This is a genomic window from Mesorhizobium sp. M0037, from assembly GCF_040323635.1.
Taxonomy (GTDB): Bacteria; Pseudomonadota; Alphaproteobacteria; order Rhizobiales; family Rhizobiaceae; genus Mesorhizobium.
The window spans coordinates 70,599-92,519 of record NZ_JAMYVB010000022.1 but is presented as its reverse complement, the minus strand read 5'-3'; the positions used below and the strand labels follow the sequence as shown (position 1 = coordinate 92,519).

Sequence of the window (21,921 nt, the reverse complement as noted above, 5' to 3'; positions counted from 1 at the left end):
CCCAGAGCCACGATCTTGCTCACTCCACTGTAGGCAGTCTCAACAGTTCGGAACCAATCCGGTCGACGTCTCCCCGCCGGCGGCCATCACTAGAACGTGATTGCGCAGGGACGGAGGCCTGCCAGCACGGTTGCCAAAAAGAGAGGCCCGGAATGACCCGGGCCTCAAAGCGTGAACTCCTTTCGGGAGCGTCACGACGGGATGGGAGAATGCGGGCGGCCGAGGCCGCCCCGCAAGGCTTACGAGTGGTAGGCCGCTTCGCCATGCGAAGTCAGGTCGAGGCCTTCGCGCTCGGCGTCGGCTGTCGGACGCAGACCGATGATCAAGTCGACGACCTTGTAGAGGATTGCGCTGCCGATGCCCGACCACAGCAGGGTTACCAGGACGCCTTTGCCCTGCGCCAGGAGCTGCGTGGCCGTGCCGGCATAGCCGGCGGCGAAGTCGGCCGTCGAATAGTCGACGATGCCGGCGCCGCCGAGGGCGGGATTGACCAGAATGCCAGTGCCTAGCGCACCGATGATGCCACCGACGCAGTGGACGCCGAAGACATCGAGGCTGTCATCATAGTCGAACGTGTTCTTCACCACCGAGACGAAGAAGTAGCAGACGAAGGTGGCGACGATGCCAAGCACGATAGCGCCCATCGGGCCGGCAAAACCTGCAGCCGGCGTAATCGCGACGAGGCCGGTGACCGCGCCCGAAACAGCGCCGAGCATGGAGGCTTTGCCGCGCAGCAGCGATTCAAGCACGATCCAGGCCACTGCCGCCGCCGCCGTGGCGACGAAGGTGTTGATCATCGCCAACACCGCATAGGCGTTCGCTTCGAGGTTCGAACCGGCGTTGAAGCCGAACCAGCCGACCCACAGCAATGAAGCGCCGACCATGGTCAGCGTCATCGAGTGCGGCGCCATGATGTCCTTCTTGTAGCCGATGCGCTTGCCGATCATCAGCGCGCCGACGAGACCGGCAATGCCCGCATTGATGTGAACGACCGTGCCGCCGGCGAAGTCGATGGCGCCGAAGCTGAAGATCAGGCCGGACGGGTCGGCATAGGCGCTCGGGCCGCCCCAGAACCAGACCATGTGCGCGATCGGGAAGTAGATTAACGTCACCCATAGGATAACGAAAAGGATCAAGGCAGAGAATTTGACGCGTTCGGCGAATGCGCCGACGATCAGGGCGGGCGTGATGCAGGCGAAGGTCATCTGGAAGACGACGAACACCAGTTCAGGAATGGCGACGCCCTTGCTGAAGGTTTCCGAAAGCGTCGATACGTTGACGCCGGAGAGAAACATCTTCGAAAGGCCGCCGACGAAGGCGTTGCCCGGGGTGAAGGCGAGGCTGTAGCCGTAGAAGACCCAGATGATCATGACCACGCTGGTGATGGTGAAGACCTGCATCAGCACCGACAGCATGTTCTTGGTACGAACCAGGCCGCCGTAGAAAAGCGCAAGGCCGGGAATGGTCATCAACAGCACCAGCACGGTGGAAATCATCATCCACGTGGTGTCGCCCTTGTCGACGGTAAAAGCCGGCGCTGCTGGCGCTGCCGCCGCGACGGCGGGAGCCGCCTCCTGCGCGAAGGCAGCAACCGTGCCCAATGCTCCGAGCGCTAAGGAGCCCAGCAGCGCGGAGCGCGCCACTGACTTCAAGGTGGAAGGTATATTCATTGAACTCTCCATTGGAATACGTGTTCGCCGCTCAAAGTGCGTCGGTGTCTGTTTCGCCGGTACGGATGCGCACCGCCTGATCGATGCCGAAGACGAAGATCTTGCCGTCGCCGATCTGGCCGGTCTTGGCCGCCGCCGTGATGGCTTCGACGGCCTTGTCGACCAGGTCTGTGCTAACCGCGACTTCGATCTTGATTTTCGGCAGGAAACTGACCGCGTATTCCGCCCCGCGATAGATTTCCGTGTGTCCCTTCTGACGCCCGTAGCCTTTGACTTCGGTGACGGTCAGGCCCTGGATGCCGACGGCGGTGAGCGCTTCGCGCACCTCGTCGAGCTTGAACGGCTTGATGATTGCCATCACGATTTTCATAAGGTTTCACCCTTTGCTGTTGCGGTCCCCCGCGTTTGCACACCTTCACCGATCCCAAAAAGCCCGGAGAGTGCCCAACAGGATTCAAGCTCCGTGCCAGTTGCCGAAGCAGGGTGCTAACTCATTGTAAACAAACGGGTCGCTCGAGTCCCGGCGCCACGGTGCGCACTGTCAACGGACAGTCACTGATTAAAAAGTAGGCAATTTTTCGAAAACGCCTATTCCGCAGGCGGCCGCTTCAGCCGGATCAGGCCTTCCTGGGCAACCGAGGCGATCAGCGTGCCGTCGCGGGCAAACAGCGAGCCGCGGGTGAAGCCGCGCGACCCCTGCGTCGACGGGCTGTCCTGCGTGTACAGGATCCAGTCATCGAGCGGATGGCTGCGATGGAACCACATCGCATGGTCGAGGCTCGCCGCCTGGATGTCGCGGTCGAAAATGGCGCGGCCGTGCGCAAAGGTCGAGGTGTCGAGCAGCGTCATGTCGGAGAGGTAGGCAAGCACCGCCGCCTGGATGCCGCGGTCGGCCGGCACCGGGCCGGTGGTGCGGATCCAGATGTTCTGCTGCGGCTCCAGCTTTTCGCGGCTGGTGTAGTGCTTCAGCATCACCGGCTTCATCTCGATCGGCCGGTCGCGCTCCCAGTAGCGCTTGATGCCGTCCGGCACCGCCTCGCCGAATTTGCCCAGCAATTCGCGCTGCGACAACAGGCTGTCGGGCGGTGGCACGTCGCGTGGCATCGGCAGCTGGTGCTCGAGCCCGATCTCGTCCTGCTGGAACGAGGCCTCCAGCGAAAAGATCGCCTGGCCGTGCTGGATCGCCACCACACGCCGCGTGGTGAAGGAGCCGCCGTCGCGGATGCGGTCGACCTCGTAGACGATCGGCACCTTGGTGTCGCCCGGCCGCATGAAATAGCCGTGCAGGGAATGCACATGGCGCTCGGGCTCGACCGTGCGCTGCGCGGCGACCAGCGCCTGGGCGATGGTCTGACCGCCGAAGACCCGCTGCCAGTCGAGCTTGGGGCTGCGACCACGGTACAGATTGTGTTCAAGCTGCTCGAGGTCGAGAATGCTGAGAAGCTCGTCCATGGCCGCCGTCATGTTTCGTGACCTCGCCGTAAGATGCTATCGCGGTTTCCGACAGGAATGGCGGGCAGTCAAGGCCGGAATATCCTAGCACGGGGCCAAGATGGCCGAGGCTTCGAAAGGAATTGTCATGGCAGACCGCAAGACGGCCGCAAAAACCTCGCTCGACGTGCTGGTCACCGGCGCCGGCTATGTCGGCCTGGCTGCCGCCGTGTCGCTGAAACAGGCGCGACCGGGCCTCGCCGTCGCGGTCGTCGATGCCGCGCCCGCCGGCATCTGGCAGAAAGACGGCCGCGCCTCGGCGATCGCCGCCGCCGCCTGCCGCATGCTCGACCAGCTCGGCGTCTGGCAGGAAATCGTCGGGCAATCGCAGGCGATCACCGAGATGATCGTCACCGATTCGCGCACCGCCGACCCGGTGCGTCCGGTGTTTCTCACCTTCGATGGCGAGGTCGCGCCGGGCGAACCGTTCGCCCACATGGTCGCCAACAAGGACCTGAACGGCGCCTTGCGCCGCCGCGCGCAAAAGCTCGGCATCGACATCATCGAAGGTGTCGCGGTCGCATCGTTCGACGGCAATGGCGCCGGCATCACCGTGCATCTGGCCGACGGCGCGGCGATTGAGGCGCGGCTGCTGGTCGCCGCCGACGGCGTCAATTCCAAATTGCGCGACATGGCCGGCATCAAGACGGTGAAATGGGAATATGGCCAGTCCGGCATCGTCTGCACGGTGGCGCATGAGCGCCCGCACAATGGCCGCGCCGAAGAGCATTTTCTGCCGGCCGGCCCGTTTGCAACGCTGCCGCTCAAGCCCACCGAGGACGGCACCAACCGTTCGTCGCTGGTCTGGGTCGAACGTTCCGAGGATGCCGAAAAGCTGGTCTCGGGCGACGACCTCGTCTTCGAGCAGGAGCTTGAATTGCGCTTTGGCCTGAAGCTCGGCGAAATCCGCGTCACCGACAAGCCGCGCGCCTGGCCGCTCGGCCTGACCATCGCGCGCGCCTTCGTCGCCCCGCGCATCGCGCTTGCCGGCGACGCCGCGCACGGCATCCACCCGATCGCCGGCCAGGGCCTCAATCTCGGCTTCAAGGATGTGGCGGCCCTTGCCGAAGTGGTGGTCGAGGCCGATCGCTTGGGACAGGATATCGGCGCGCTCGACGTGCTCGAGCGCTACCAGCAATGGCGCCGCTTCGACACGGTGCAGATGGGCGTCACCACAGATGTGCTGAACCGGCTGTTTTCCAACGACATCGGCCCGCTGCGCCAGCTCCGCGACATAGGCCTCGGCCTTGTTGAACGGATGCCCAGGCTGAAGGAGTTCTTCATCCGCCAGGCGTCGGGGTTGTCCAACGGCACACCACGGCTGCTCAAGGGTGAGGCGATTTAGGCCGGGAATGAGTGCCGCTTTGTCATAGACGCGGCTCGGCTCCTGACATCAGCCGCGCAATGTTGGCGCGGTGGCGCACGATCACGTAGATGCCGCCGGCGATGACCAGCAACCGGTAGGGCAATGGTTGTCCCATGCCGCCGACGAGGGCGATCGCGGTGAGCGCCGCCAGCATCGAACTCAGGGACACAATTCGGGAAACTGCCAACACCACGGCAAATGCCGTCGCCACGCCTAGACCCACAGGCCAGGACATCGCCAACAAAACACCCAACCCCGTCGCAGCCGATTTGCCGCCGGTAAAATTCAGCCAGATCGAACGGCTATGCCCAAGCAAAACAGCGAGTCCGGCCAGGCATACAATCCAAGGAGCCCAAACGGGCATATCAGATATTGCCGACGGCGGCGCTGCGGAAGACCAGAAACAAAACCAACGGGCAAAGATGACCGCTGCCGCCCCTTTCAGCACGTCCACCAGAAGCACCACCAATGCTGGCCATTTCCCGAGTGTGCGCAATACATTTGTCGCACCGGTGGACTTGGAGCCGTGCTCCCGGATATCGATGCCCTTAAGCAGTTTCCCCGCCAGGTAGCCGGCAGGCGTAGAGCCGATAAGGTAAGCGGCAGCCGATCCTACCACGCTCGCTATCCAGAATGACATGCGCCCGGGCTGTTTCTCAGTTGACCTCAAACCCCAGCTTCTGCCGCAGTCGCAGCATGCGTTGGTCGGCGACCTTGAAACTCTGCTCGCCGCTCTTGGCAACACGATCCAGCATCTGCAGCAGGTCTTCGCGCTCATGCGGATCGAGGCGCTCGCGCAGGAAGGGCGCCAGCTTGTCGATGACGATCGTCGTGTCGTCGATCTGCGCCGCGGCCCATTTGGCGTAGACGACGGCTTCATCGGTCTTCTTCTGGTTGTCCGCAATCTGCGAGATCACCTCGCGGATGACCGTTTCGCGCTTCGGCAGGATCGGGCCGTGCTCCGCTGCCAGTGCGGTGATCAGCGTTGCCGCCGCCACCACCGGATCGTCGATCGCCGTCAGCGGCGACAGCGCCGCCTGCTTGCGCAGCTTCTTGCGCCTTATGTTGCCCTGGACGCGGCCGACGACGTCGGCGACCTCGCGCGCGGCTTCGTTCATGGCCTTCATGCGATACCACCAGAACGCCCCGGCTCCCAGCACGCCGAGAATAGCAATCAGGAAAGGCATGTCGAATTCCCCCGAAAATTGCGGCGACGATAGGAGAACTCCGGCGTTGCTTCAACACGCAGAATTGTATCTGATGAGAAAACAGAGCTGGCCCCCTAATCATCCAGACGCCGAGATCGGACGTCCTGGGTTCAGGTCGCTCGTCACGGGCATCTGATGGTGCAACCGCTTAGCGATAACGCCGACTTCGCATCGAGCGCGGTGCCCATCATGACGATCCGTTCGGCCACTGCAATGCGGCTGTCGGCGCGGTGACGCCGGCCTGGGACGATCCGATGTTCCACCCGTTTCTCTACGGGTCGGGGCATGGGGCGGAATACCGCGCCGGCTTCTACGGCCTTGCCGGCTGGCATAGGGAAGGCCATATGCTGCGCGCGCTGTTCGAGGGCGTGATGTTCGAGCATAGGCGCCACATCAATGTCCTGAAGGACGCCGGTGTCAGCTTCGACAAGGCGGTCCTGTCCGGCGGCGGCTCGCGCAGCGAGCACTGGCCGCAAATCTTCGCCGACGGGCTTGGGGTGCCGATCACCGTGCCTGAGGCGCGCGAGACCGGCGCGCTTGGCGCGGCAATCGGCGCCGGGGTCGCGGCCGGCCTGTTCGCCGACTATGAGGCCGGCGTCGACGCCATGACCCGGTCAAGCGCCGCCTATCGTCCGAACCCGGCCATGCAGGACCATTACAACAGGCGTTATCGCGCCTATTGCGGCCTTGCCGATACGCTGCGATCGTTCTGGGACGAACAGGCGGCAGAACCGAGTAGAACACCGCCGAGTAAACCACCGCAATGACCCAACGGCTCGATGGCGACTACGACTACATCATCGTCGGCGCAGGCACGGCGGGCTGCGTGCTGGCCAATCGGCTGAGCGAAAACCCGGCGACGCGCGTGCTGCTGCTTGAGGCCGGCGGCAGCGACAATTATCACTGGGTGCATATCCCGGTCGGCTATCTCTATTGCATCGGCAATCCGCGCACCGACTGGATGATGAAGACTGCCCCCGAAGCCGGCCTGAACGGCCGCTCGCTGGTCTATCCCCGGGGCAAGGTGTTGGGCGGCTGCACCTCGGTCAACGGCATGATCTACATGCGGGGACAGGCGGCGGACTATGATGGCTGGCGGCAGATGGGCAATGTCGGCTGGGGCTGGGACGATGTGCTGCCCTATTTCCTCAAATCCGAGGACCATCATGGCGGCAAGACCGAGCTGCACGGTTCCGGCGGCGAATGGAAAGTGGCGCGGCAACGCCTGTCCTGGCCGATCCTGAACACCGTGCAGGAGGCGGCCAAGGAATTCGGCATCATGCCGCGCGAGGATTTCAACGACGGCGACAATGAGGGGTCCGGCTTCTTCGAAGTCAACCAGAGCAAGGGCGTGCGCTGGAACACAGCCAAGGCATTCTTGCGCCCGGCGCTGCGACGGCCGAACCTCAGGCTGGTCGTCAACGCGCATGTCGAGACGGTGTTGTTCGAGGGCAAGCGTGCTATCGGCGTTTGTTATCGCGTCGGCGGCCAAACCATCGAGGCAAAGGCCAGGAGCGAGGTGCTGCTGACCGCCGGCTCGATCAACACGCCGAAACTGCTGGAGCTTTCCGGGGTCGGCGAGCCGGATCGCCTCGCCGCGCTCGGCATCGATGTGGTTCACGCCAGCCCCGATGTCGGCGAGAACCTTCAGGACCATCTGCAGATCCGCACTGTCTACAAAGTGTCGTCGGCGCTGACGCTCAACACGCTAGCCAACAGCCTGAGCGGCAAGGCGAAGATCGCGCTGCAATATGCCTTTGGCCGCTCGGGACCGATGTCGATGGCGCCGAGCCAGTTCGGCATGTTCTCGAAATCCGATCCGTCGATGGCGACGCCGGACCTGGAGTACCACGTCCAGCCCTTGTCTACCGACCGGCTGGGCGACCCGCTGCACCCGTTCCCGGCAATCACCATGTCGGTCTGCAATCTGCGGCCCGAGAGCGTCGGCTCGGTGCACGCTACGACGCGCGAGCTGGCCGTGCAGCCGGAGATCCGGCTGAACTACCTCTCTACGGCGCGCGACCGCGAGATCGCGCTGCGTTCGGTGCGCCAGGCGCGCAGCATCATGACCGCCAAGGCTCTTGCCGGCTTCCATCCGGAAGAAATCCTGCCTGGTCTCGCCCACCAGTCGGACGAGGACCTGCTGCACCAGATCGGCTCGATCGCGACGACCATCTTCCACCCGGTCGGCACCTGTAGGATGGGTGTCGATGGCCGCGCCGTCGTCAGCCCGGACCTGCGCGTGACCGGTGTCGAGGGCCTGCGCGTCGTCGACGCCTCGATCATGCCGCGCATCGTCTCCGGCAACACCGCCTCGCCAGTGGTGATGATCGCCGAGAAGGCGGCGGATATGATCCGCCGGCCTGCATGACGTCGCCGCCGCCTATGACCCCGGCACGTCGTAGATCGCCCTGACTTCGACGGTGCCGATTTCGGCCAGCGGAATTTTGCCGGCGATCTCCAGCGCCTTGTCGAGAGTGTCGGCTTCGATCATGACGAAACCAAGCAACTGCTCCTTGGTTTCGGCAAACGGACCGTCAGTGATCAGCCGCTTGCCTTGGCGCCGCCGCACCGTCTTCGACGTCTTCACCGATTGCAGCGCCTGCGCGATGATCAGCTTGCCTTGCTGGTCCAATGACCGATCATAGGCCATCGAATCGGCGTCGAGCTTGGCCAGACGCTCCGGCGTCATGGCATGGAGGTCCTTTTCCTCGCCGTAGACCAGACAGACATATTTCATTTCCAGCTCCCTTGCTGTGACGAAGCATATGCGATCACGGCGCCGGCGGCATCCCTGCCGGCAGCAGCGTGGTCGAGCACGCAGACCGCAATGCCGATCACAGTGACCGCAGCAAGCAGCCGGCCGAAGCCGGAAGGTCGCGAGCAGTCGATCTCGTGTAGACGCGCGCTTTTGTCGGCGTCGTTCCAATGGGCAGAAAACAGATTGTTCATCTTGGATCTCCATCCGCCACGAGAATCCGTGGACGCTCGCAGGACGGCCGGCGCCGATGCAAGTCGACATTTTTGCACGCACATTTTTTCAGAAAAAATTTGCAGGGCACGCCGGCGTCGCATCCCGCCGAAACAGCGCGGTGGTCTTCCCCTGCCGCCGCGCTATAGTTGGAGGGAACGCCGCGTGGCCGGCGCTGTCGCTGTAATCAAGGAGAATTTTATGGACCGCACCGCAAACGCCGTCTGGAAAGGCAATCTGAAGGAAGGCAAGGGCACGCTCGACAGCCAGAGCGGCACCTTGAAGGGCACGCCCTATTCGTTCAAGGCTCGCTTCGAGGACGAGAGCGGCAAATCCGGCACCAATCCCGAAGAGTTGATCGCGGCGGCACACGCCGGCTGCTACGCCATGCAGCTGTCGCATTTCCTGGCCGAGAACGGCACGCCCGCCACTGAACTCGACGCCAAGGCGGTGGTGACGCTGGTCCCCGGCACCGGCATCACCGGCAGCGCCATCACCCTGATCGGCAAGGTACCGGGCATCGATGCGGCGAAGTTCAAGGAATTGGCCGAGAAGGCCAAGGCCGAATGCCCGGTTTCGAAGGCGCTCGGCGCCATCAAAGTGTCGCTCGACGCGAAACTGGGGTGATCCGCCGATTTTGCCCGGGGTAGCGATCCTTCGCGCCCCCCTCTGCCCTGCCGGGCATCTCCCGGGGAGATTGGAAGCTCGGTAGCTGGCACTCTTCTTTCGACGTTCGTAATTGGCGAAGGCCGGCGTGACATCTGATCTCCCCACTTGAGGGGGAGATGGCCGGCAGGCCAGAGGGGGGTGCTGTCCCGCCGACGTCTCGGATACTATTGGGCGCCCAGCGCATCAAGCCGGGCGCGAAGGGCGGCGACTTCCTGCTCCAGAGCCTCCAATCTTGCTTCCAGGTCGGAAGCAGGCAAGGCCGGCGCACTCCGCTGCATCGATAACGCCGCGACGTCCACCGGTCCGGCGAGCAGATGCATAAAACGGTCCTCGCGCTGCCCCGGCCCGCGCGGTATTTCCTGGATCAGCGGCGGTCGGCGGCCGATCAGCATGTCGAGTTCAGCGCGCAGGTCTTCGATCGACGAAAACCGCGCCATGCGCTCAGCTCGCGCCAGCAACTCATGCGCCGTCTGCGGCCCGCGCAGCAAAAGCAGGCCGATCACCGCAGTCTGCGGCCTAGTCAGCGAGAAGCGCTGCGCCATCTGATGCTCATAGCGCTCGACGCGCGAGCCGAACATCTGACGCACCAGCCCCTTCTGCTCGAGCAGCTTCAGCGTCCGATGCACCTCTGTCGGCTCGAGCGCCATCACAGGCTCGCGCGCCGTCTTCTGGTTGGCGGCTGCAAGTGCTGCATTCAGCGTCAGCGGATAGACATCCGGCGTCAGCTCCTTCTTCTCGATCAGGCAGCCGAGCACACGGGCTTCGACGGGATTGAGAATGGGAAGGTCATCGCTCATTGAAGTTCAGCCTCCCGGCGGTAAAATTCGGTTGCAAGGGCATGTTTGCGCGCTTGGCCGGCTTTGTCCCTGACGGGGCCGACTAGGTTCATTTCGTGGTGACCATAGCGGGCTTCGAGATAGCGCGCGATTGCGGTCGGGATGAGGCCCGAGCCCATCTCCCGCGTCCGGCTTTTGCGCTCGATCAGGCCGCGGATTTCGTCGCTGGCTTGAGCCGGTATCTCGGTCTGATCGAGGCATTCGCCAAGGTTCATCGGCGGCAGGCTGGCAAAGCCGCGCTGTTCCATCCAGTCGAGCGCCACGAGCGGGCGGATCAGATAGAACAGCTTCTTCAGCTTCACCTCGCCGGAGAAACTGCCGATCTTGGCGACATGCGAACGCGCAAGGCCGAGATAGTGGTGCGATACCTTCGCCGGATCGACGATCTCGGCCAGCAAATCGAGAAGGCGCTGGCGAAACCCCGAAACCTCCTCATAGACGATCGGCGACTTCGCCCATTCGACTATGACGGCATTGCCGCCAAGCGCCAGCAGCAACGCCTTGCGCAGATCCCAGCCGCCGGCATCGATCTCGCCTTCGATCGGATACTCGATCACATCGCGCGCCTGCTGCAGCACGAGGTGATCGGTTACCGGTCTGATATAGACAAAGCGGCAGTCATAATCGCTGTCGGGAGACGGAAACCCCCAGGCGCGGCTGCCGCTTTCGATGGCAAACAGGATTTTTACAGGCTGGCTTCGCACCAGATCAAGGCGGGCGCGCAGCGCCGCGACGGCGTCCGGCGAAAAGTCGGCGGGTAGCGGTGGCGTCAGACTCTGCGCTCCACCATCATCTTCTTGATCTCGGCAATCGCCTTGGCCGGGTTGAGCCCCTTCGGGCAGGTCTGGGCGCAGTTCATGATGGTGTGGCAGCGGTAGAGCCGGAACGGGTCTTCGAGATCGTCGAGCCGTTCGCCCGTGGCTTCGTCGCGGCTGTCGATCAGCCAGCGATAGGCCTGCAGCAGCGTCGCCGGGCCGAGATAGCGGTCGCCGTTCCACCAATAGCTCGGGCACGAGGTCGAGCAGCAGGCGCACAGGATGCACTCGTAGAGCCCGTCGAGCTTTTCGCGGTCCTCATGGCTCTGCAGCCATTCCTTGGCTGGCTCTGGCGACACTGTCTTCAGCCATGGCTGGATCGAGGCGTGCTGGGCGTAGAAATTGGTGAGGTCGGGCACCAGATCCTTGACCACCTGCATATGCGGCAGCGGGTAGACTTTGACGGCGCCGGAAATGTCGTCGCAGCCCTTGGTGCAGGCCAGCGTGTTGGAGCCATCGATGTTCATGGCGCAGGAGCCGCAAATGCCTTCGCGGCAGGAGCGGCGCAACGCCAGCGTCGGGTCGATCTTGTTCTTGATCCAGAGCAGCGCATCGAGCACCATCGGCCCGCAATCGTCCATGTCGACGAAATAGGTGTCGATGCGCGGGTTCTCGTCATCGTCGGGCGACCAGCGGTAGATGCGGTATTCCCTGAGGTTGGTGGCGCCCTCCGGCTTCGGCCAGGTCTTGCCCGGCTGCACCTTGGAGTTCTTGGGAAGCGTGAGTTCGACCATTACCTCAGATCCTTTCGGATGACGGGCTTCGGCACCATGGTCAGTATACCCTGGCCTTCGGCGCGATCTTGGCAAGACTGATGCCGCCGTCCTTTTCCGCCACCAGCGGCTCGGTGTGCACGGGACGATAGCTGAGGCTCACCTGGCCGTCCTCGCTTAGCCGGGCCAGCGTATGCTTGCGCCAGACAATGTCGTCTCGGGCCGAAAAATCTTCGCGCGCATGCGCGCCGCGGCTCTCCTTGCGCGCCTCGGCGCCGTAGACCGTGGTGATGGCGTTGGCCATCAGATTTTCCAGCTCCAGCGTCTCGACCAGGTCGGAATTCCAGATCGTCGAGCGGTCGGAGACTTTCAGGTCCTTGAGCTCGGTCCATATCTGCGAAATGCGCTTGCAGCCGTTTTCGAGCGACTCCTGTGTGCGGAACACGGCGGCGTCTTCCTGCATCGCCTTCTGCATCTTCTCACGCAGAACGGCGGTTGGCGTCGAGCCATTGGCGTGGCGCAGCCGGTCGAAGCGGTCCATGATGTTTTCGACCGAGGCTTCGTTGGGCGAAGGGATCGCCGAATTGCGGTCGATGACCTGGCCGGCGCGGATTGCGGCGGCGCGGCCGAACACCACCAGATCGATCAGCGAGTTCGAGCCCAGCCGGTTGGCGCCGTGCACGGAGGCACAGCCGGCCTCGCCGACCGCCATCAGCCCGGGTGACACCCGGTCAGGATTCTCGACAGTCGGGTTCAGCACCTCGCCCCAGTAATTGGTCGGCACGCCGCCCATATTGTAGTGCACCGTCGGCAGCACGGGGATCGGCTCCTTGGTCAGGTCGACGCCGGCGAAAATCCTGGCCGATTCCGAAATGCCCGGCAGCCGCTCATGCAGCACGGCCGGATCGAGATGGTCGAGATGCAGGAAGATATGGTCCTTGTTCTTGCCGACCCCGCGGCCTTCGCGGATCTCCAGCGTCATGCAACGCGAGACGACGTCGCGCGAGGCCAGGTCCTTGGCCGACGGCGCGTAGCGCTCCATGAAGCGCTCGCCCTCGGAATTGACGAGATAGCCGCCCTCGCCGCGCGCGCCTTCGGTGATCAGGCAGCCGGCGCCGTAGATGCCGGTCGGATGAAACTGCACGAACTCCATATCCTGCAACGGGAAGCCGGCCCGTGCCGCCATGCCGCCGCCGTCGCCTGTACAGGTGTGCGCCGACGTCGCCGAGAAATAGGCGCGGCCATAGCCGCCGGTCGCCAGCACCACCATCTTGGCGGAGAAGCGATGGATGGTGCCGTCGTCGAGGTTCCAGGCGACGACGCCGGTGCAGGTGCCGTCCGGTTCCATGATCAGGTCGAGCGCAAAATACTCGATGAAGAACTGTGCATTGTTCTTCAGCGACTGGCCGTAGAGCGTGTGCAGGATGGCGTGACCGGTGCGGTCGGCGGCAGCACAGGTGCGCTGCACCGGCGGGCCGTCGCCATAATTCATCATGTGTCCGCCGAACGGCCGCTGGTAGATCTTGCCCTCTTCGGTGCGCGAGAACGGCACGCCGTAATGCTCGAGCTCGTAGACCGCCGCCGGTGCCTCGCGCACCAGATATTCCATGGCGTCGACGTCGCCCAGCCAGTCCGAACCCTTGACGGTGTCGTACATGTGCCACTGCCAGGAGTCCGGACCCATGTTGGACAGCGACGCGGCAATGCCGCCTTGTGCCGCCACCGTGTGCGAGCGGGTCGGGAACACTTTGGTGATGCAGGCCGTGCGCAGGCCCTGCTCGGCCATGCCGAGCGTGGCGCGCAGGCCGGCGCCGCCGGCGCCGACGACCACCACGTCGAACTTGTGGTCGACAAAGGTATAGCCGGTGGCCGATTTCGCGTCCTTGGCCAAATCAGCCTCCGAATGCCAGTTTGAGCAGGGCGAAGATCGAGGCGACGCCGACCGCTATGGTGAAAAACGTGCTGAGTGCGATCAGCGCCAGCTTCATGCCTTCGGCATGCACGTAATCCTCGATAATGACCTGCATGCCGACACGCATATGGGTGAGACCGGAAACGAGCACCAGCGCCAACACCAGCGCCACGAACGGACTGGCGAGCGCCGCCCGCACCTCGGCGAAGCCGGCGCCATTGAGCGCGATCAGGAACCCGACGAAGAACAGTATCAGCGGGATGTTGGCAATGGCCGTCAGCCGCTGTCGCCAGAAATGCCCGGTGCCTTCGCGGGCCGAGCCCAGACCGCGCACCTTGGCCAGCGGCGTGCGCATATCGTTGTTGTTCGTGCCGCTCATCACAAGGTTCCCCGCGCCATGTAGCCGGCGACCCAGATCAGCAGCGTGAGCAGGATGGAACCGGCGAGCGTCGCCCAGGCGATCTTCGATGCCGTGTGTTTCTCCAGCCCGGCGCCGGTGTCCCAGACGAGATGGCGCACGCCGCCCAGCATGTGGTGCATCAGCGCCCAGGTGTAGCCGAACAGGATGAGCCGGCCGAGCCAGGTGCCGAAGGCCCAGTTGATCCAATCGAAAGCGCCTTGCGAACTCGCCGCCGCCATCAGCCACGCGGCGACCAGCAGCGTGCCGAAATACAGCGCCCCGCCAGTGATGCGATGAATGATTGACATCGTCATGGTGATCGGTGGGCGGTAAATCGTCAGGTGCGGCGAGAGCGGCCGTTCACGTCTGGCGGTTCGGGTGGCTGGTGATTTGCTCATGGCTGCCCCAGTTCGATGTCCGGAGCCGCGGTGGAAAGCGGCACTTACCGCCTCGATATATGACTTCAGACAGCCGGTTTCTAATGCTCTTTTTGCACCGCGTCAAAGCCGGAAAATCGTTTTGAAAACGTCATTTAGTCTGACAAAAGGCTGCTGTTTCGCTTCAATCGATTTGGCCACCGTCGAAAGCCGGCGCACCGTTCGCTGCAGTGCGGCATTTCCTTTGCAATCGACGCCAGGCTATCGTTTGCAGGTCTGTGGTGTCGAGCCCCTCTTCATCACCAGCGCCTCGCGCGCGTCGATCACGATTGCGTCATGCGACGCCGCTTCCTGGTAGCGGCTGGACTGGTTGGCGGGTGATGCGGCAAACTCCTCGGTCGTGCCGTCTGGCCTGACAACGCGCAGCGCCGTGCCGAGGTTCTGGATGGTGATCACACCGCCATTGCCGCATCTGTAAGTCGCCGTGCCGACAGCAGACCGCGGGGCCGTAAGGTCGGTGACAATCTTGGCTGGCGGTGCGGCAGGTGCTGCAGGAGCCGTTGCGGAAGCCGGGGGCGCCACAGGTGGGGCGGACTGCTGAGCCGGCGCGGGCGCGACAGTGGGTGGTACGGTATTCACCGCCGTCGGCGCGCCGTTCTGCGGCACGCAGGCTGCGGCAGTCAGCAAGGGGATCGACAACAGCGTCACCCGAAACGTCCGGCGTAACGCCATATGCTGTCCTCCTGCGCGGCTAACTAGCCGCGATGTTCCACCAAGATCAAGCTCACCCGACGTCAGCGTAGTTGTGTGCGTCGCGGCCGATGGTGCGGGCAAGCATGGCCGAATGATGACGCCCGGGTTTTCCATCCCGTCGGATATTAACCATGTTTGGCGAGAGATCGCCGCCGGATGCGCCTGCCCTCTTAACAAAGGTTAAGAAAAGGTTAATTTCCGATTCGATCGGGTCCACAGCAGAGAGGACACCATGCTTTCGAATTCAGGAAGAGCGCGCCTTGCGGCGCTTGTGCTGGCGACAGCCAGTCTCGGCTTCGCCGCCCCGGCAATGGCCTGGTCGCGCCATCATGACCGCGTCTATGCCGATTCCCTGGGCAATCTCGTCATCGACAGCGCCGCCGGCTACAAGCGCATCATTGTCGGCCAAGGCAGGCTGGCCAAGAAATTGTCCGACTACACCAGCGCCGGGCAGCCGGAAGCGGAACCGGAAGTCCTTTATGAAGACGAGGCGGATCACATCTCCAGGCGTGGCTGCTACCAGCCGCCAGTGTTCGTGAAGGGCCGCTCCTATATGTACGGCCTCTCCGATGGCGAAATGCCCAACCTCAGCCCTTGCCGCTGATGATCCGGCACGGCCGAGAGGCCGTTTAAGCGAGACGCTAACCGACGCTGCCTGGATCCGGGATGAACACCGTTTCCGCCCGCTCATAGGACAATCGCACACTGTCGCGGCCGTTCTTCTTGGCCTTGTAGAGCGCTTCGTCGGCGCGCCGCATCAGCGGCTCCAGCCCTTCGTCGCCGGTGCGCGCCGCGACGCCGAAGCTCGCGGTCACCCTGGTGCCCGGCGGCAACCCGTCGACACTGCCGGCCGAATAGTGCGTGCGCACGGCTTCGGCAAACAGCCGCGCCGTGGCAAGATCGCTCAGCGACAGAAGCACGGCGAACTCCTCGCCGCCGATGCGGCCGGCAACCGCACGCGTGCCGGCGGCCGCGCGAAGCTTGGCGGCGAAGTCGGCGATCACCTGGTCGCCCGCGGCATGTCCGTATTTGTCGTTGAGCGCCTTGAAGTGATCGAGATCGGCCAGCACCAGCGCGACCGGCACCTTGGTAACAGCGCAATGCTGCAGCACCAGCAAGGCGCGCTCCTCGAAACCCCTGCGGTTGAGCAGGCCAGACAGCGGATCGGTGTGCGTCTCGGTCTTCAGCGCCTTCATCACGTCGAGCGCAGCTGCCGAGAACAGGCAGAGCGCGATCAGCAACGACAGCAGCGCGTGCGTCAAAAGCGCCGTCGTCCAGTAGGACGAGCCATAAAACCCGTCATAGCTGGTGAACGGCCCGTGCGAGATGACGACGAGCAGCGTGCGGCCGATGAAGTTCAGCCCGGACAGCAGCGACAGTACGAACAGGATTTTTTCCGTCGGGCCGTTCTTGCGCACGGCGCGCAGCTCGGCGGCGACCAGCAGGCTGAGGCCGCCAAAGCCGAAATTGATCGACAGGATGCGCCAAGTTAAGTCCGGCTGGACGAACAGGAACCAGCAGAATGCGACCATCCCGCCACCCGCCAGAATGCCGATCGCGATATAGGGCACGCGCCTGCCGTAGCGCGAGATGATCGCACCGACGAGGCAGCAGGCGGCGAGCGTGAAGCAGAGGTTGGAGACCAGCTTGGTCAGCACCATGCCGCCGGGCAGCGTGAAATACTGCAGCAGGAAGCCGGGCGCGGACACGCAATAGCTCGTGCCGAGCACAGCCAGATAGGGCCGGTGGCGCTGGTAGAACCACAGCACGAGGAACGCCGCGCCGAGCGCCAGCGCGATCGTCGGATTGAGCAGCGCTATGAACAGGCCGGTGTCCAAAGGACGGTGACTTCCCCGCTTGACGTCAGGGAAGACCTTAGAGCGCAAGCCCCAACAAGCGGTTAAGCCGGGACGAAAATGCAAGTCGCCACTCATGAAGCTGCTGCACGGAACCGGGACCTGAGGCAGGCGTTTCGTGACAGCAATCAAGGAGAAGTTATTCATGGCCGACACGATCACGCTGACCGACCACGAAGCAATTCGCTCATGGGCCGCAGGGCGCGCCGGATTTCCGGCGATCGTCGATGTATCGCCCGAGACCGGAACGCAGCCGTTGCTGAGGCTCGTCTTCGGCCAGCACGCCTATCAGGACCAGGATCAGCCTGAACGCCCGGTCAACGCAGGCGGCTACGAGCTGGTCGAATGGGACGAGTGGTTCAAGATCTTCGACGAGCGCGAACTGGCGCTGGTGGTCGCGGCCGACGAACCCGGCAGCCGGGAGGAATTTCATGAAATCATCCGCCGTGCCGGCTAGGGCATATACCCCAAAGGTCTTAGAGCGGCGCGCTTTAAACAAAACCCCGAACGGTTTTGCCGTTCGGGGTTTTGCATACGCTCAGATCAGGCTTGAACCAGTCTGCGCTATTTCCAGTCGCGGATGTCGACGAAATGGCCGGCGATCGCCGCCGCCGCCGCCATGGCCGGCGATACCAGATGGGTGCGGCCCTTGAAGCCCTGCCGGCCTTCGAAATTGCGGTTCGAGGTCGAGGCGCAGCGCTCATGCGGCTTCAGCCGGTCGTCGTTCATGGCCAGGCACATCGAGCAGCCCGGCTCGCGCCAGTCGAAACCGGCGGCAATGAAGATCTTGTCGAGACCCTCGGCCTCCGCCTGTTCCTTGACCAGACCGGAGCCCGGCACGATCATCGCATCGACATGCGCACTCACCGTCTTGCCTTCGACCACCTTGGCCACCGCACGCAGATCCTCGATGCGGCCATTGGTGCAGGAACCGATGAAGACGCGGTCGAGCGTGATGTCGGTGATCTTCGTGCCCGGCGTCAGCCCCATATAGTCGAGCGCGCGGATCTTTGACGTCCGCTTGTTCTCGTCCGTGATCTCTTCCGGATTGGGAACGACGCCCTGCACCGAAACGACGTCCTCGGGCGAGGAACCCCAGGAGACGATCGGCGGCAGCTTGGCCGCGTCGAGCACGATCACCTTGTCGAAATGCGCGCCCTCGTCGGACTGCAGCGTCTTCCAGTATTCGAGCGCGGCGTCCCACGACGCGCCCTTCGGCGCGCGCGGCTTGCCCTTGACATAGGCGAAGGTGGTTTCGTCGGCCGCGATCAGGCCGGCGCGCGCGCCGCCCTCGATCGACATGTTGCAGATCGTCATGCGGCCTTCCATCGACAGCGCGCGGATCGCCTCACCGGCATATTCGATGACATAGCCGGTGCCGCCGGCGGTGCCGATCTCGCCGATGATGGCGAGGATAATGTCCTTGGCGGTGACGCCTTCCGGTAACTGGCCATCGACACGCACCAGCATGTTCTTGGCCTTGCGCTGGATCAGCGTCTGGGTCGCCAGCACATGCTCGACCTCGGAGGTGCCGATGCCATGTGCCAATGCGCCGAAGGCGCCATGCGTCGAGGTGTGGCTGTCGCCGCAGACGATGGTCATGCCGGGCAGCGTGAAGCCCTGCTCCGGCCCGATGATGTGGACGATGCCCTGGCGGATATCGTTTTCGGAGTAATATTCGACGCCGAAATCCCTAGCGTTCTTGGCCAAGGCCTCGACCTGGATGCGGCTTTCCTCGTTCTTGATGCCGAACTTGCGCTCGGGCGAGGTCGAGACATTGTGATCGACCACGGCCAGCGTCTTTTCCGGATGCCGGACTTTTCTGCCGGTCATGCGCAGACCTTCGAAGGCCTGCGGGCTGGTCACTTCATGGACGAGATGGCGATCGATGTAGAGCAGGCAGGTGCCATCATCCTGGCGGTCGACGACATGGTCGTCGAAAATCTTGTCGTAGAGGGTGCGCGGTGCGCTCATGTGCGTAAGTCCGTCGATTTGCAAAAAGGGGAAGGGCAGACGCGCCGAAGCCTTCGGCCCGGCGAAAGCGGCTTAGCTAAGTCGGCTGGTGAGCGCGCCGGAAATGCGCGAAGAGAAACGCGACGGCAGGCGCTTTCTGTCCTGCAGCACGAAACCCTTATAGGCCGGATCGCCAAAAAGCTCTTCCATGGCGTGGCTCATACCAATGTTTTGGCTTTTCGGCAATTGCGGCGTGTTTTCGCTTCTCCCCTTGTGAGAGAAGGCGAAGAGGGCGGCGCTCAAAGCACCTCGAACACAAAAGTCTTTACCAACGCATCCGGCTCGGCGATCGCATAGCAGCGGAACCATGGGCTTTGCTCGACCGGCTGCCATTTCCCGGCCCGTTCCAACTCATCGAACACGTCCTGGAAGCCGCCGCTGTCAAACACCTGGTCGCGCACGGTGAAGATCGCATGTCCGCCCTTGCGGGTGATGCGCACCAATTCATGCAGCCCTGAGGCCGGCGCATGGCTGATGGTGAAAACGCCGGTCGAGAAGAAGGCGCGGAAGTGGCCGTCCGGCCAGGGCAGCGGACCGCCCAACATCGCCTGTTTCAGTTCGCTGTAGGCATTGCGGCTGCCGGCGATCTTCAGCATGTCGTCGGAAAGGTCGAGCCCGGCAATTTCGGAATAGCCCAGCGCCTTGAGAGATGGGCCCGACAGGCCGGTGCCGCAGCCGGCGTCGAGCAGCGGCCCTTCACCAGCCGGCACATGGCGCGCCACCCAGGCGGTGATCAGGAACGGGAGCAAATAGCCGAGCGAAGCAGTCTCGCTGTCATAGGTCGCGGCCCAGTCGGCATAGGCTTTGGCCAGCTCTTCTGGCGTATCGGCTGTGTAGACGGAGTCCAACGCCGCATTGGCCTTGTCGACATTCATCGCTTGCATCCTCCCGGCACGATCTGTTCTTGCGATCGTAGCCGTGTCCGCGCCCGACTTCTATTCCTCCTGCGCCCGCCGCAGTCGCTGCTCCAGCGCCCGCAGCGCCAGCGACAGGCCGACGGTGAGGATGAGATAGATATAGGCGACGATCGAATAGGTTTCGAAGAAGCGGAACGAACCGGCGGCGTAGATCTTGCCCATCTGGGTGATGTCGGCGACGCCGAGCACCGAGACCAGCGAAGAGTCCTTGACCATGGCGACGAAGTCGTTGCCGAGCGGCGGCAATATGGTGCGGATCGCCTGCGGAAAGACGATCAGCCGGAAGCGCTGCGTGCGCGAAAGACCCAGTGCCTTGGCCGCTTCGATCTGGCCCTTCTCGACTGACTGGATGCCGGCGCGAAAAACCTCGGAGATGAAGGCCGAATAACCGATGGTCAGCGCCATGATGGCGCGCCACAACAGCGAGACATCGCGCACCAGCAATTCGCCCATCAGGCCGGCGTTTTGCAATGGCGCGGTCAGCGCGTTCCAGGCAGCGACGAAGGCAGGCGCGCCGGCAAAGGCGATCCAGAACAACAGGACCAGGATCGGCACGCCGCGGATGATCTCGACATAGAAGCGAGCGATCTGCCTGAGCCAGCGCGACCCCGACAGCCCCATCAGCGCAATGCCGAGCCCGATGGCCGATGCCAGCGCGAAGGCAACCACGGTGACGAAGATGGTGATGCCGATGCCTTTGGCGACGGTGGCAAAAACCTGGGCGTAGAGATCGCTGGCGGCAATGGAGAGCGCAGCGACGACGGCGAGCGCGATCGCGGCGGCAAGCCACCAGGGGAAATCGGATTTTGGGGTTGAGGCGAGCATCAATGCCCAACGCTGGTGAACAGCTGCGCTCGCAAGATCTGCCGATCTCCCCCCTTGCGGGGGAGATGTCCGGCAGGACAGAGGGGGGTGCTGTCCCTCCAACCTGTCAAACGGTTACAGTCACAACCTTTGGCCTCTTTGGAAAAGCTCAAAACAAAAGGGAGGCGATCCTTCACACCCCCCTCTGCCCTGCCGGGCATCTCCCCCGCAAGGGGGGAGATCGGCAGCTTCAGCGGCCGTCGCACCAAGACGGCCTACTGCCCCATCTTGTAGTCGAGAAACCACTTCTTGTTGAGCGCTTCCAGCGTGCCGTCAGCCTTCAGCGCCGCGATCGCCGCGTTGACCGGCTTCACCAGATCCGAGCCCTCCGGGAAGATGAAGCCAAAATCCTCGGTGCCGAGCGGGCCGCCGATCAGCTTGAGCTTGCCGCCGGAGGCATCGACATAGCCTTTGCCGGCGGTGCCGTCGGTCAGGACGACATCGACGTCGCCGGATTTCAGTGCCTGCACCGAAGCGCCGAAGGTCTCGAACTGCTTGATGCGCGGGTTCTGCTCATTGCCGTCGAGCACGCTGTAGACGGCGGTGTAGAACGGCGTCGTTCCGGCCTGCGCGCCGATCAACCCGTCGTTGAAGGCGGCGAAGGTCTTGGCGTCGGTGAAGCGGCTTTCATCGGCGCGCACCAGCATGAACTGCTCCGAACGCATATAGGGGTCGGAGAAATCGACCTTCTCCTTTCGGTCGTCCTTGATGGTGATGCCGGTCATGCCAATGTTGTACTGGTTGTCGGAAACCGCCTGGATCATCGCGTCCCAGGAGGTGTTCTGGTACTCCACCTTGAAGTTCAGCCGCTTGGCGATTTCGTCCATCGCGTCATACTCCCAGCCGATCTGCTTGCCGGTCTTGGCGTCGATGAACTGCAGCGGCGGATAGGCGTTTTCCGTCACCACCACGACCTTCTTGCCGCCGAGATCGGGCAGCGCATCGGCCGCCCATGCAGCGACGGGCGCGAGGAAACAGGCCGCGAGGGCGGCCAGCAGCAGCTTCGATTTGGTCATGACACGCTCCAGGATGAGAAGCCCGCTTGCAGCCGGGCTCGCATGAAAATCCAGGCGCGACTTTAGCCGTCCGC

25 protein-coding genes and 1 pseudogene are annotated in these 21,921 nt (G+C 63.4%); 6 read left to right on the top strand and 20 right to left on the bottom strand.

The window, feature by feature from the left end; translation table 11 throughout:
* Nucleotides 1-239: 239 nt before the first annotated feature.
* The 3 genes from NKJ78_RS26735 to tesB form a co-directional block, all read right to left on the bottom strand.
* Nucleotides 240-1,688 carry an ammonium transporter gene (locus NKJ78_RS26735; RefSeq protein WP_373420142.1) on the bottom strand — a complete coding sequence of 483 codons (1,449 nt, stop codon included), beginning with the start codon at nt 1,686-1,688 and terminating at the stop codon, nt 240-242.
* A 13-nt stretch (nt 1,689-1,701) separates the two neighbouring features.
* Nucleotides 1,702-2,040, bottom strand: a complete 339-nt coding sequence (locus NKJ78_RS26730; protein WP_023670499.1) for a P-II family nitrogen regulator — start codon at nt 2,038-2,040, stop codon at nt 1,702-1,704.
* A gap of 218 nt (nt 2,041-2,258) precedes the next feature.
* Nucleotides 2,259-3,134: an acyl-CoA thioesterase II gene (tesB, locus tag NKJ78_RS26725; protein WP_023737983.1), complete on the bottom strand. Its 876-nt coding sequence runs from the start codon at nt 3,132-3,134 to the stop codon at nt 2,259-2,261.
* Between the two features lie 115 nt (nt 3,135-3,249).
* Here tesB and NKJ78_RS26720 point away from each other — a divergent pair, with 115 nt between their 5' ends.
* On the top strand, nt 3,250-4,506 hold the full coding sequence (locus tag NKJ78_RS26720; protein WP_023737984.1) for a ubiquinone biosynthesis hydroxylase: 1,257 nt from the start codon (nt 3,250-3,252) through the stop codon (nt 4,504-4,506).
* Nucleotides 4,507-4,528: 22 nt separating this feature from the next.
* Here NKJ78_RS26720 and plsY read toward each other — a convergent pair whose 3' ends face one another.
* Complete coding sequence (gene plsY, locus NKJ78_RS26715) at nt 4,529-5,167, bottom strand: glycerol-3-phosphate 1-O-acyltransferase PlsY (RefSeq protein WP_031253450.1); 639 nt, start codon at nt 5,165-5,167, stop codon at nt 4,529-4,531.
* Nucleotides 5,168-5,183: 16 nt separating this feature from the next.
* The gene (locus tag NKJ78_RS26710; RefSeq protein WP_023670503.1) at nt 5,184-5,714 is read right to left on the bottom strand and encodes a hypothetical protein; all 531 of its coding nucleotides are present in this window, start codon (nt 5,712-5,714) and stop codon (nt 5,184-5,186) included.
* A gap of 197 nt (nt 5,715-5,911) precedes the next feature.
* Between NKJ78_RS26710 and NKJ78_RS26705 the strand changes: the two are divergent.
* A pseudogene (locus NKJ78_RS26705) lies at nt 5,912-6,502 on the top strand (FGGY-family carbohydrate kinase); the annotation flags it as partial.
* Nucleotides 6,499-8,106: a GMC family oxidoreductase gene (locus NKJ78_RS26700; RefSeq protein ID WP_023737986.1), complete on the top strand. Its 1,608-nt coding sequence runs from the start codon at nt 6,499-6,501 to the stop codon at nt 8,104-8,106. The pseudogene NKJ78_RS26705 and the gene NKJ78_RS26700, both read left to right, overlap by 4 nt.
* A gap of 12 nt (nt 8,107-8,118) precedes the next feature.
* On the opposite strand, the gene NKJ78_RS26695 is transcribed toward NKJ78_RS26700, so the two are convergent.
* The gene (locus NKJ78_RS26695) at nt 8,119-8,475 is read right to left on the bottom strand and encodes a YciI family protein (RefSeq protein ID WP_023698373.1); all 357 of its coding nucleotides are present in this window, start codon (nt 8,473-8,475) and stop codon (nt 8,119-8,121) included.
* The gene (locus tag NKJ78_RS26690; protein ID WP_023737987.1) at nt 8,472-8,687 is read right to left on the bottom strand and encodes a hypothetical protein; all 216 of its coding nucleotides are present in this window, start codon (nt 8,685-8,687) and stop codon (nt 8,472-8,474) included. Before NKJ78_RS26690 ends, NKJ78_RS26695 begins: the two co-directional genes overlap by 4 nt.
* 220 nt (nt 8,688-8,907) lie before the next feature.
* Here NKJ78_RS26690 and NKJ78_RS26685 point away from each other — a divergent pair, with 220 nt between their 5' ends.
* On the top strand, nt 8,908-9,333 hold the full coding sequence (locus tag NKJ78_RS26685; RefSeq protein ID WP_023726055.1) for an OsmC family protein: 426 nt from the start codon (nt 8,908-8,910) through the stop codon (nt 9,331-9,333).
* A 206-nt stretch (nt 9,334-9,539) separates the two neighbouring features.
* On the opposite strand, the gene NKJ78_RS26680 is transcribed toward NKJ78_RS26685, so the two are convergent.
* The 7 genes from NKJ78_RS26680 to NKJ78_RS26650 all read right to left on the bottom strand — a co-directional run bounded on the left by NKJ78_RS26680 (nt 9,540) and on the right by NKJ78_RS26650 (nt 15,160).
* Complete coding sequence (locus NKJ78_RS26680) at nt 9,540-10,172, bottom strand: YceH family protein (protein ID WP_023737988.1); 633 nt, start codon at nt 10,170-10,172, stop codon at nt 9,540-9,542.
* Nucleotides 10,169-10,915 carry a nucleotidyltransferase domain-containing protein gene (locus NKJ78_RS26675; protein ID WP_023737989.1) on the bottom strand — a complete coding sequence of 249 codons (747 nt, stop codon included), beginning with the start codon at nt 10,913-10,915 and terminating at the stop codon, nt 10,169-10,171. Before NKJ78_RS26675 ends, NKJ78_RS26680 begins: the two co-directional genes overlap by 4 nt.
* Before the next feature lie 65 nt (nt 10,916-10,980).
* On the bottom strand, nt 10,981-11,760 hold the full coding sequence (locus NKJ78_RS26670) for a succinate dehydrogenase iron-sulfur subunit (protein ID WP_023670510.1): 780 nt from the start codon (nt 11,758-11,760) through the stop codon (nt 10,981-10,983).
* A gap of 40 nt (nt 11,761-11,800) precedes the next feature.
* A complete protein-coding gene (sdhA, locus tag NKJ78_RS26665; RefSeq protein ID WP_352460312.1) occupies nt 11,801-13,630 on the bottom strand; it encodes a succinate dehydrogenase flavoprotein subunit in 1,830 nt (609 codons plus the stop codon).
* A gap of 1 nt (nt 13,631) precedes the next feature.
* On the bottom strand, nt 13,632-14,030 hold the full coding sequence (gene sdhD, locus NKJ78_RS26660; protein ID WP_023683885.1) for a succinate dehydrogenase, hydrophobic membrane anchor protein: 399 nt from the start codon (nt 14,028-14,030) through the stop codon (nt 13,632-13,634).
* Nucleotides 14,030-14,449: a succinate dehydrogenase, cytochrome b556 subunit gene (gene sdhC, locus NKJ78_RS26655; protein ID WP_023683884.1), complete on the bottom strand. Its 420-nt coding sequence runs from the start codon at nt 14,447-14,449 to the stop codon at nt 14,030-14,032. The genes sdhD and sdhC overlap by 1 nt, the downstream gene beginning before the upstream one ends.
* A 240-nt stretch (nt 14,450-14,689) precedes the next feature.
* Nucleotides 14,690-15,160, bottom strand: coding sequence for a hypothetical protein (locus tag NKJ78_RS26650; RefSeq protein WP_023736777.1), 471 nt, complete (start codon nt 15,158-15,160; stop codon nt 14,690-14,692).
* Between the two features lie 253 nt (nt 15,161-15,413).
* Between NKJ78_RS26650 and NKJ78_RS26645 the strand changes: the two genes are divergently transcribed.
* Nucleotides 15,414-15,785 (top strand): hypothetical protein, encoded by a 372-nt coding sequence (locus tag NKJ78_RS26645; protein ID WP_023687709.1) that lies wholly within the window; start codon nt 15,414-15,416, stop codon nt 15,783-15,785.
* Nucleotides 15,786-15,822: 37 nt separating this feature from the next.
* On the opposite strand, the gene NKJ78_RS26640 is transcribed toward NKJ78_RS26645, so the two are convergent.
* Complete coding sequence (locus NKJ78_RS26640) at nt 15,823-17,019, bottom strand: GGDEF domain-containing protein (RefSeq protein WP_352460313.1); 1,197 nt, start codon at nt 17,017-17,019, stop codon at nt 15,823-15,825.
* 163 nt (nt 17,020-17,182) lie between these two features.
* Here NKJ78_RS26640 and NKJ78_RS26635 point away from each other — a divergent pair, with 163 nt between their 5' ends.
* Entirely contained in the window at nt 17,183-17,494 is a 312-nt protein-coding gene (locus tag NKJ78_RS26635; RefSeq protein ID WP_023670517.1) for a hypothetical protein, read from the top strand.
* A 107-nt stretch (nt 17,495-17,601) separates the two neighbouring features.
* On the opposite strand, the gene leuC is transcribed toward NKJ78_RS26635, so the two are convergent.
* From leuC to NKJ78_RS26610, 5 genes are all read right to left on the bottom strand, one after another.
* The gene (gene leuC, locus NKJ78_RS26630) at nt 17,602-19,011 is read right to left on the bottom strand and encodes a 3-isopropylmalate dehydratase large subunit (protein ID WP_023670518.1); all 1,410 of its coding nucleotides are present in this window, start codon (nt 19,009-19,011) and stop codon (nt 17,602-17,604) included.
* A 72-nt stretch (nt 19,012-19,083) separates the two neighbouring features.
* Nucleotides 19,084-19,293 (bottom strand): hypothetical protein, encoded by a 210-nt coding sequence (locus tag NKJ78_RS26625; RefSeq protein WP_196813720.1) that lies wholly within the window; start codon nt 19,291-19,293, stop codon nt 19,084-19,086.
* Nucleotides 19,290-19,925, bottom strand: coding sequence for a class I SAM-dependent DNA methyltransferase (locus tag NKJ78_RS26620; RefSeq protein ID WP_352460314.1), 636 nt, complete (start codon nt 19,923-19,925; stop codon nt 19,290-19,292). The genes NKJ78_RS26625 and NKJ78_RS26620 overlap by 4 nt, the downstream gene beginning before the upstream one ends.
* A 60-nt stretch (nt 19,926-19,985) precedes the next feature.
* On the bottom strand, nt 19,986-20,792 hold the full coding sequence (locus tag NKJ78_RS26615) for an amino acid ABC transporter permease (protein ID WP_352562733.1): 807 nt from the start codon (nt 20,790-20,792) through the stop codon (nt 19,986-19,988).
* 254 nt (nt 20,793-21,046) lie between these two features.
* The gene (locus tag NKJ78_RS26610) at nt 21,047-21,847 is read right to left on the bottom strand and encodes a transporter substrate-binding domain-containing protein (protein ID WP_352460316.1); all 801 of its coding nucleotides are present in this window, start codon (nt 21,845-21,847) and stop codon (nt 21,047-21,049) included.
* Nucleotides 21,848-21,921 lie beyond the last annotated feature (74 nt).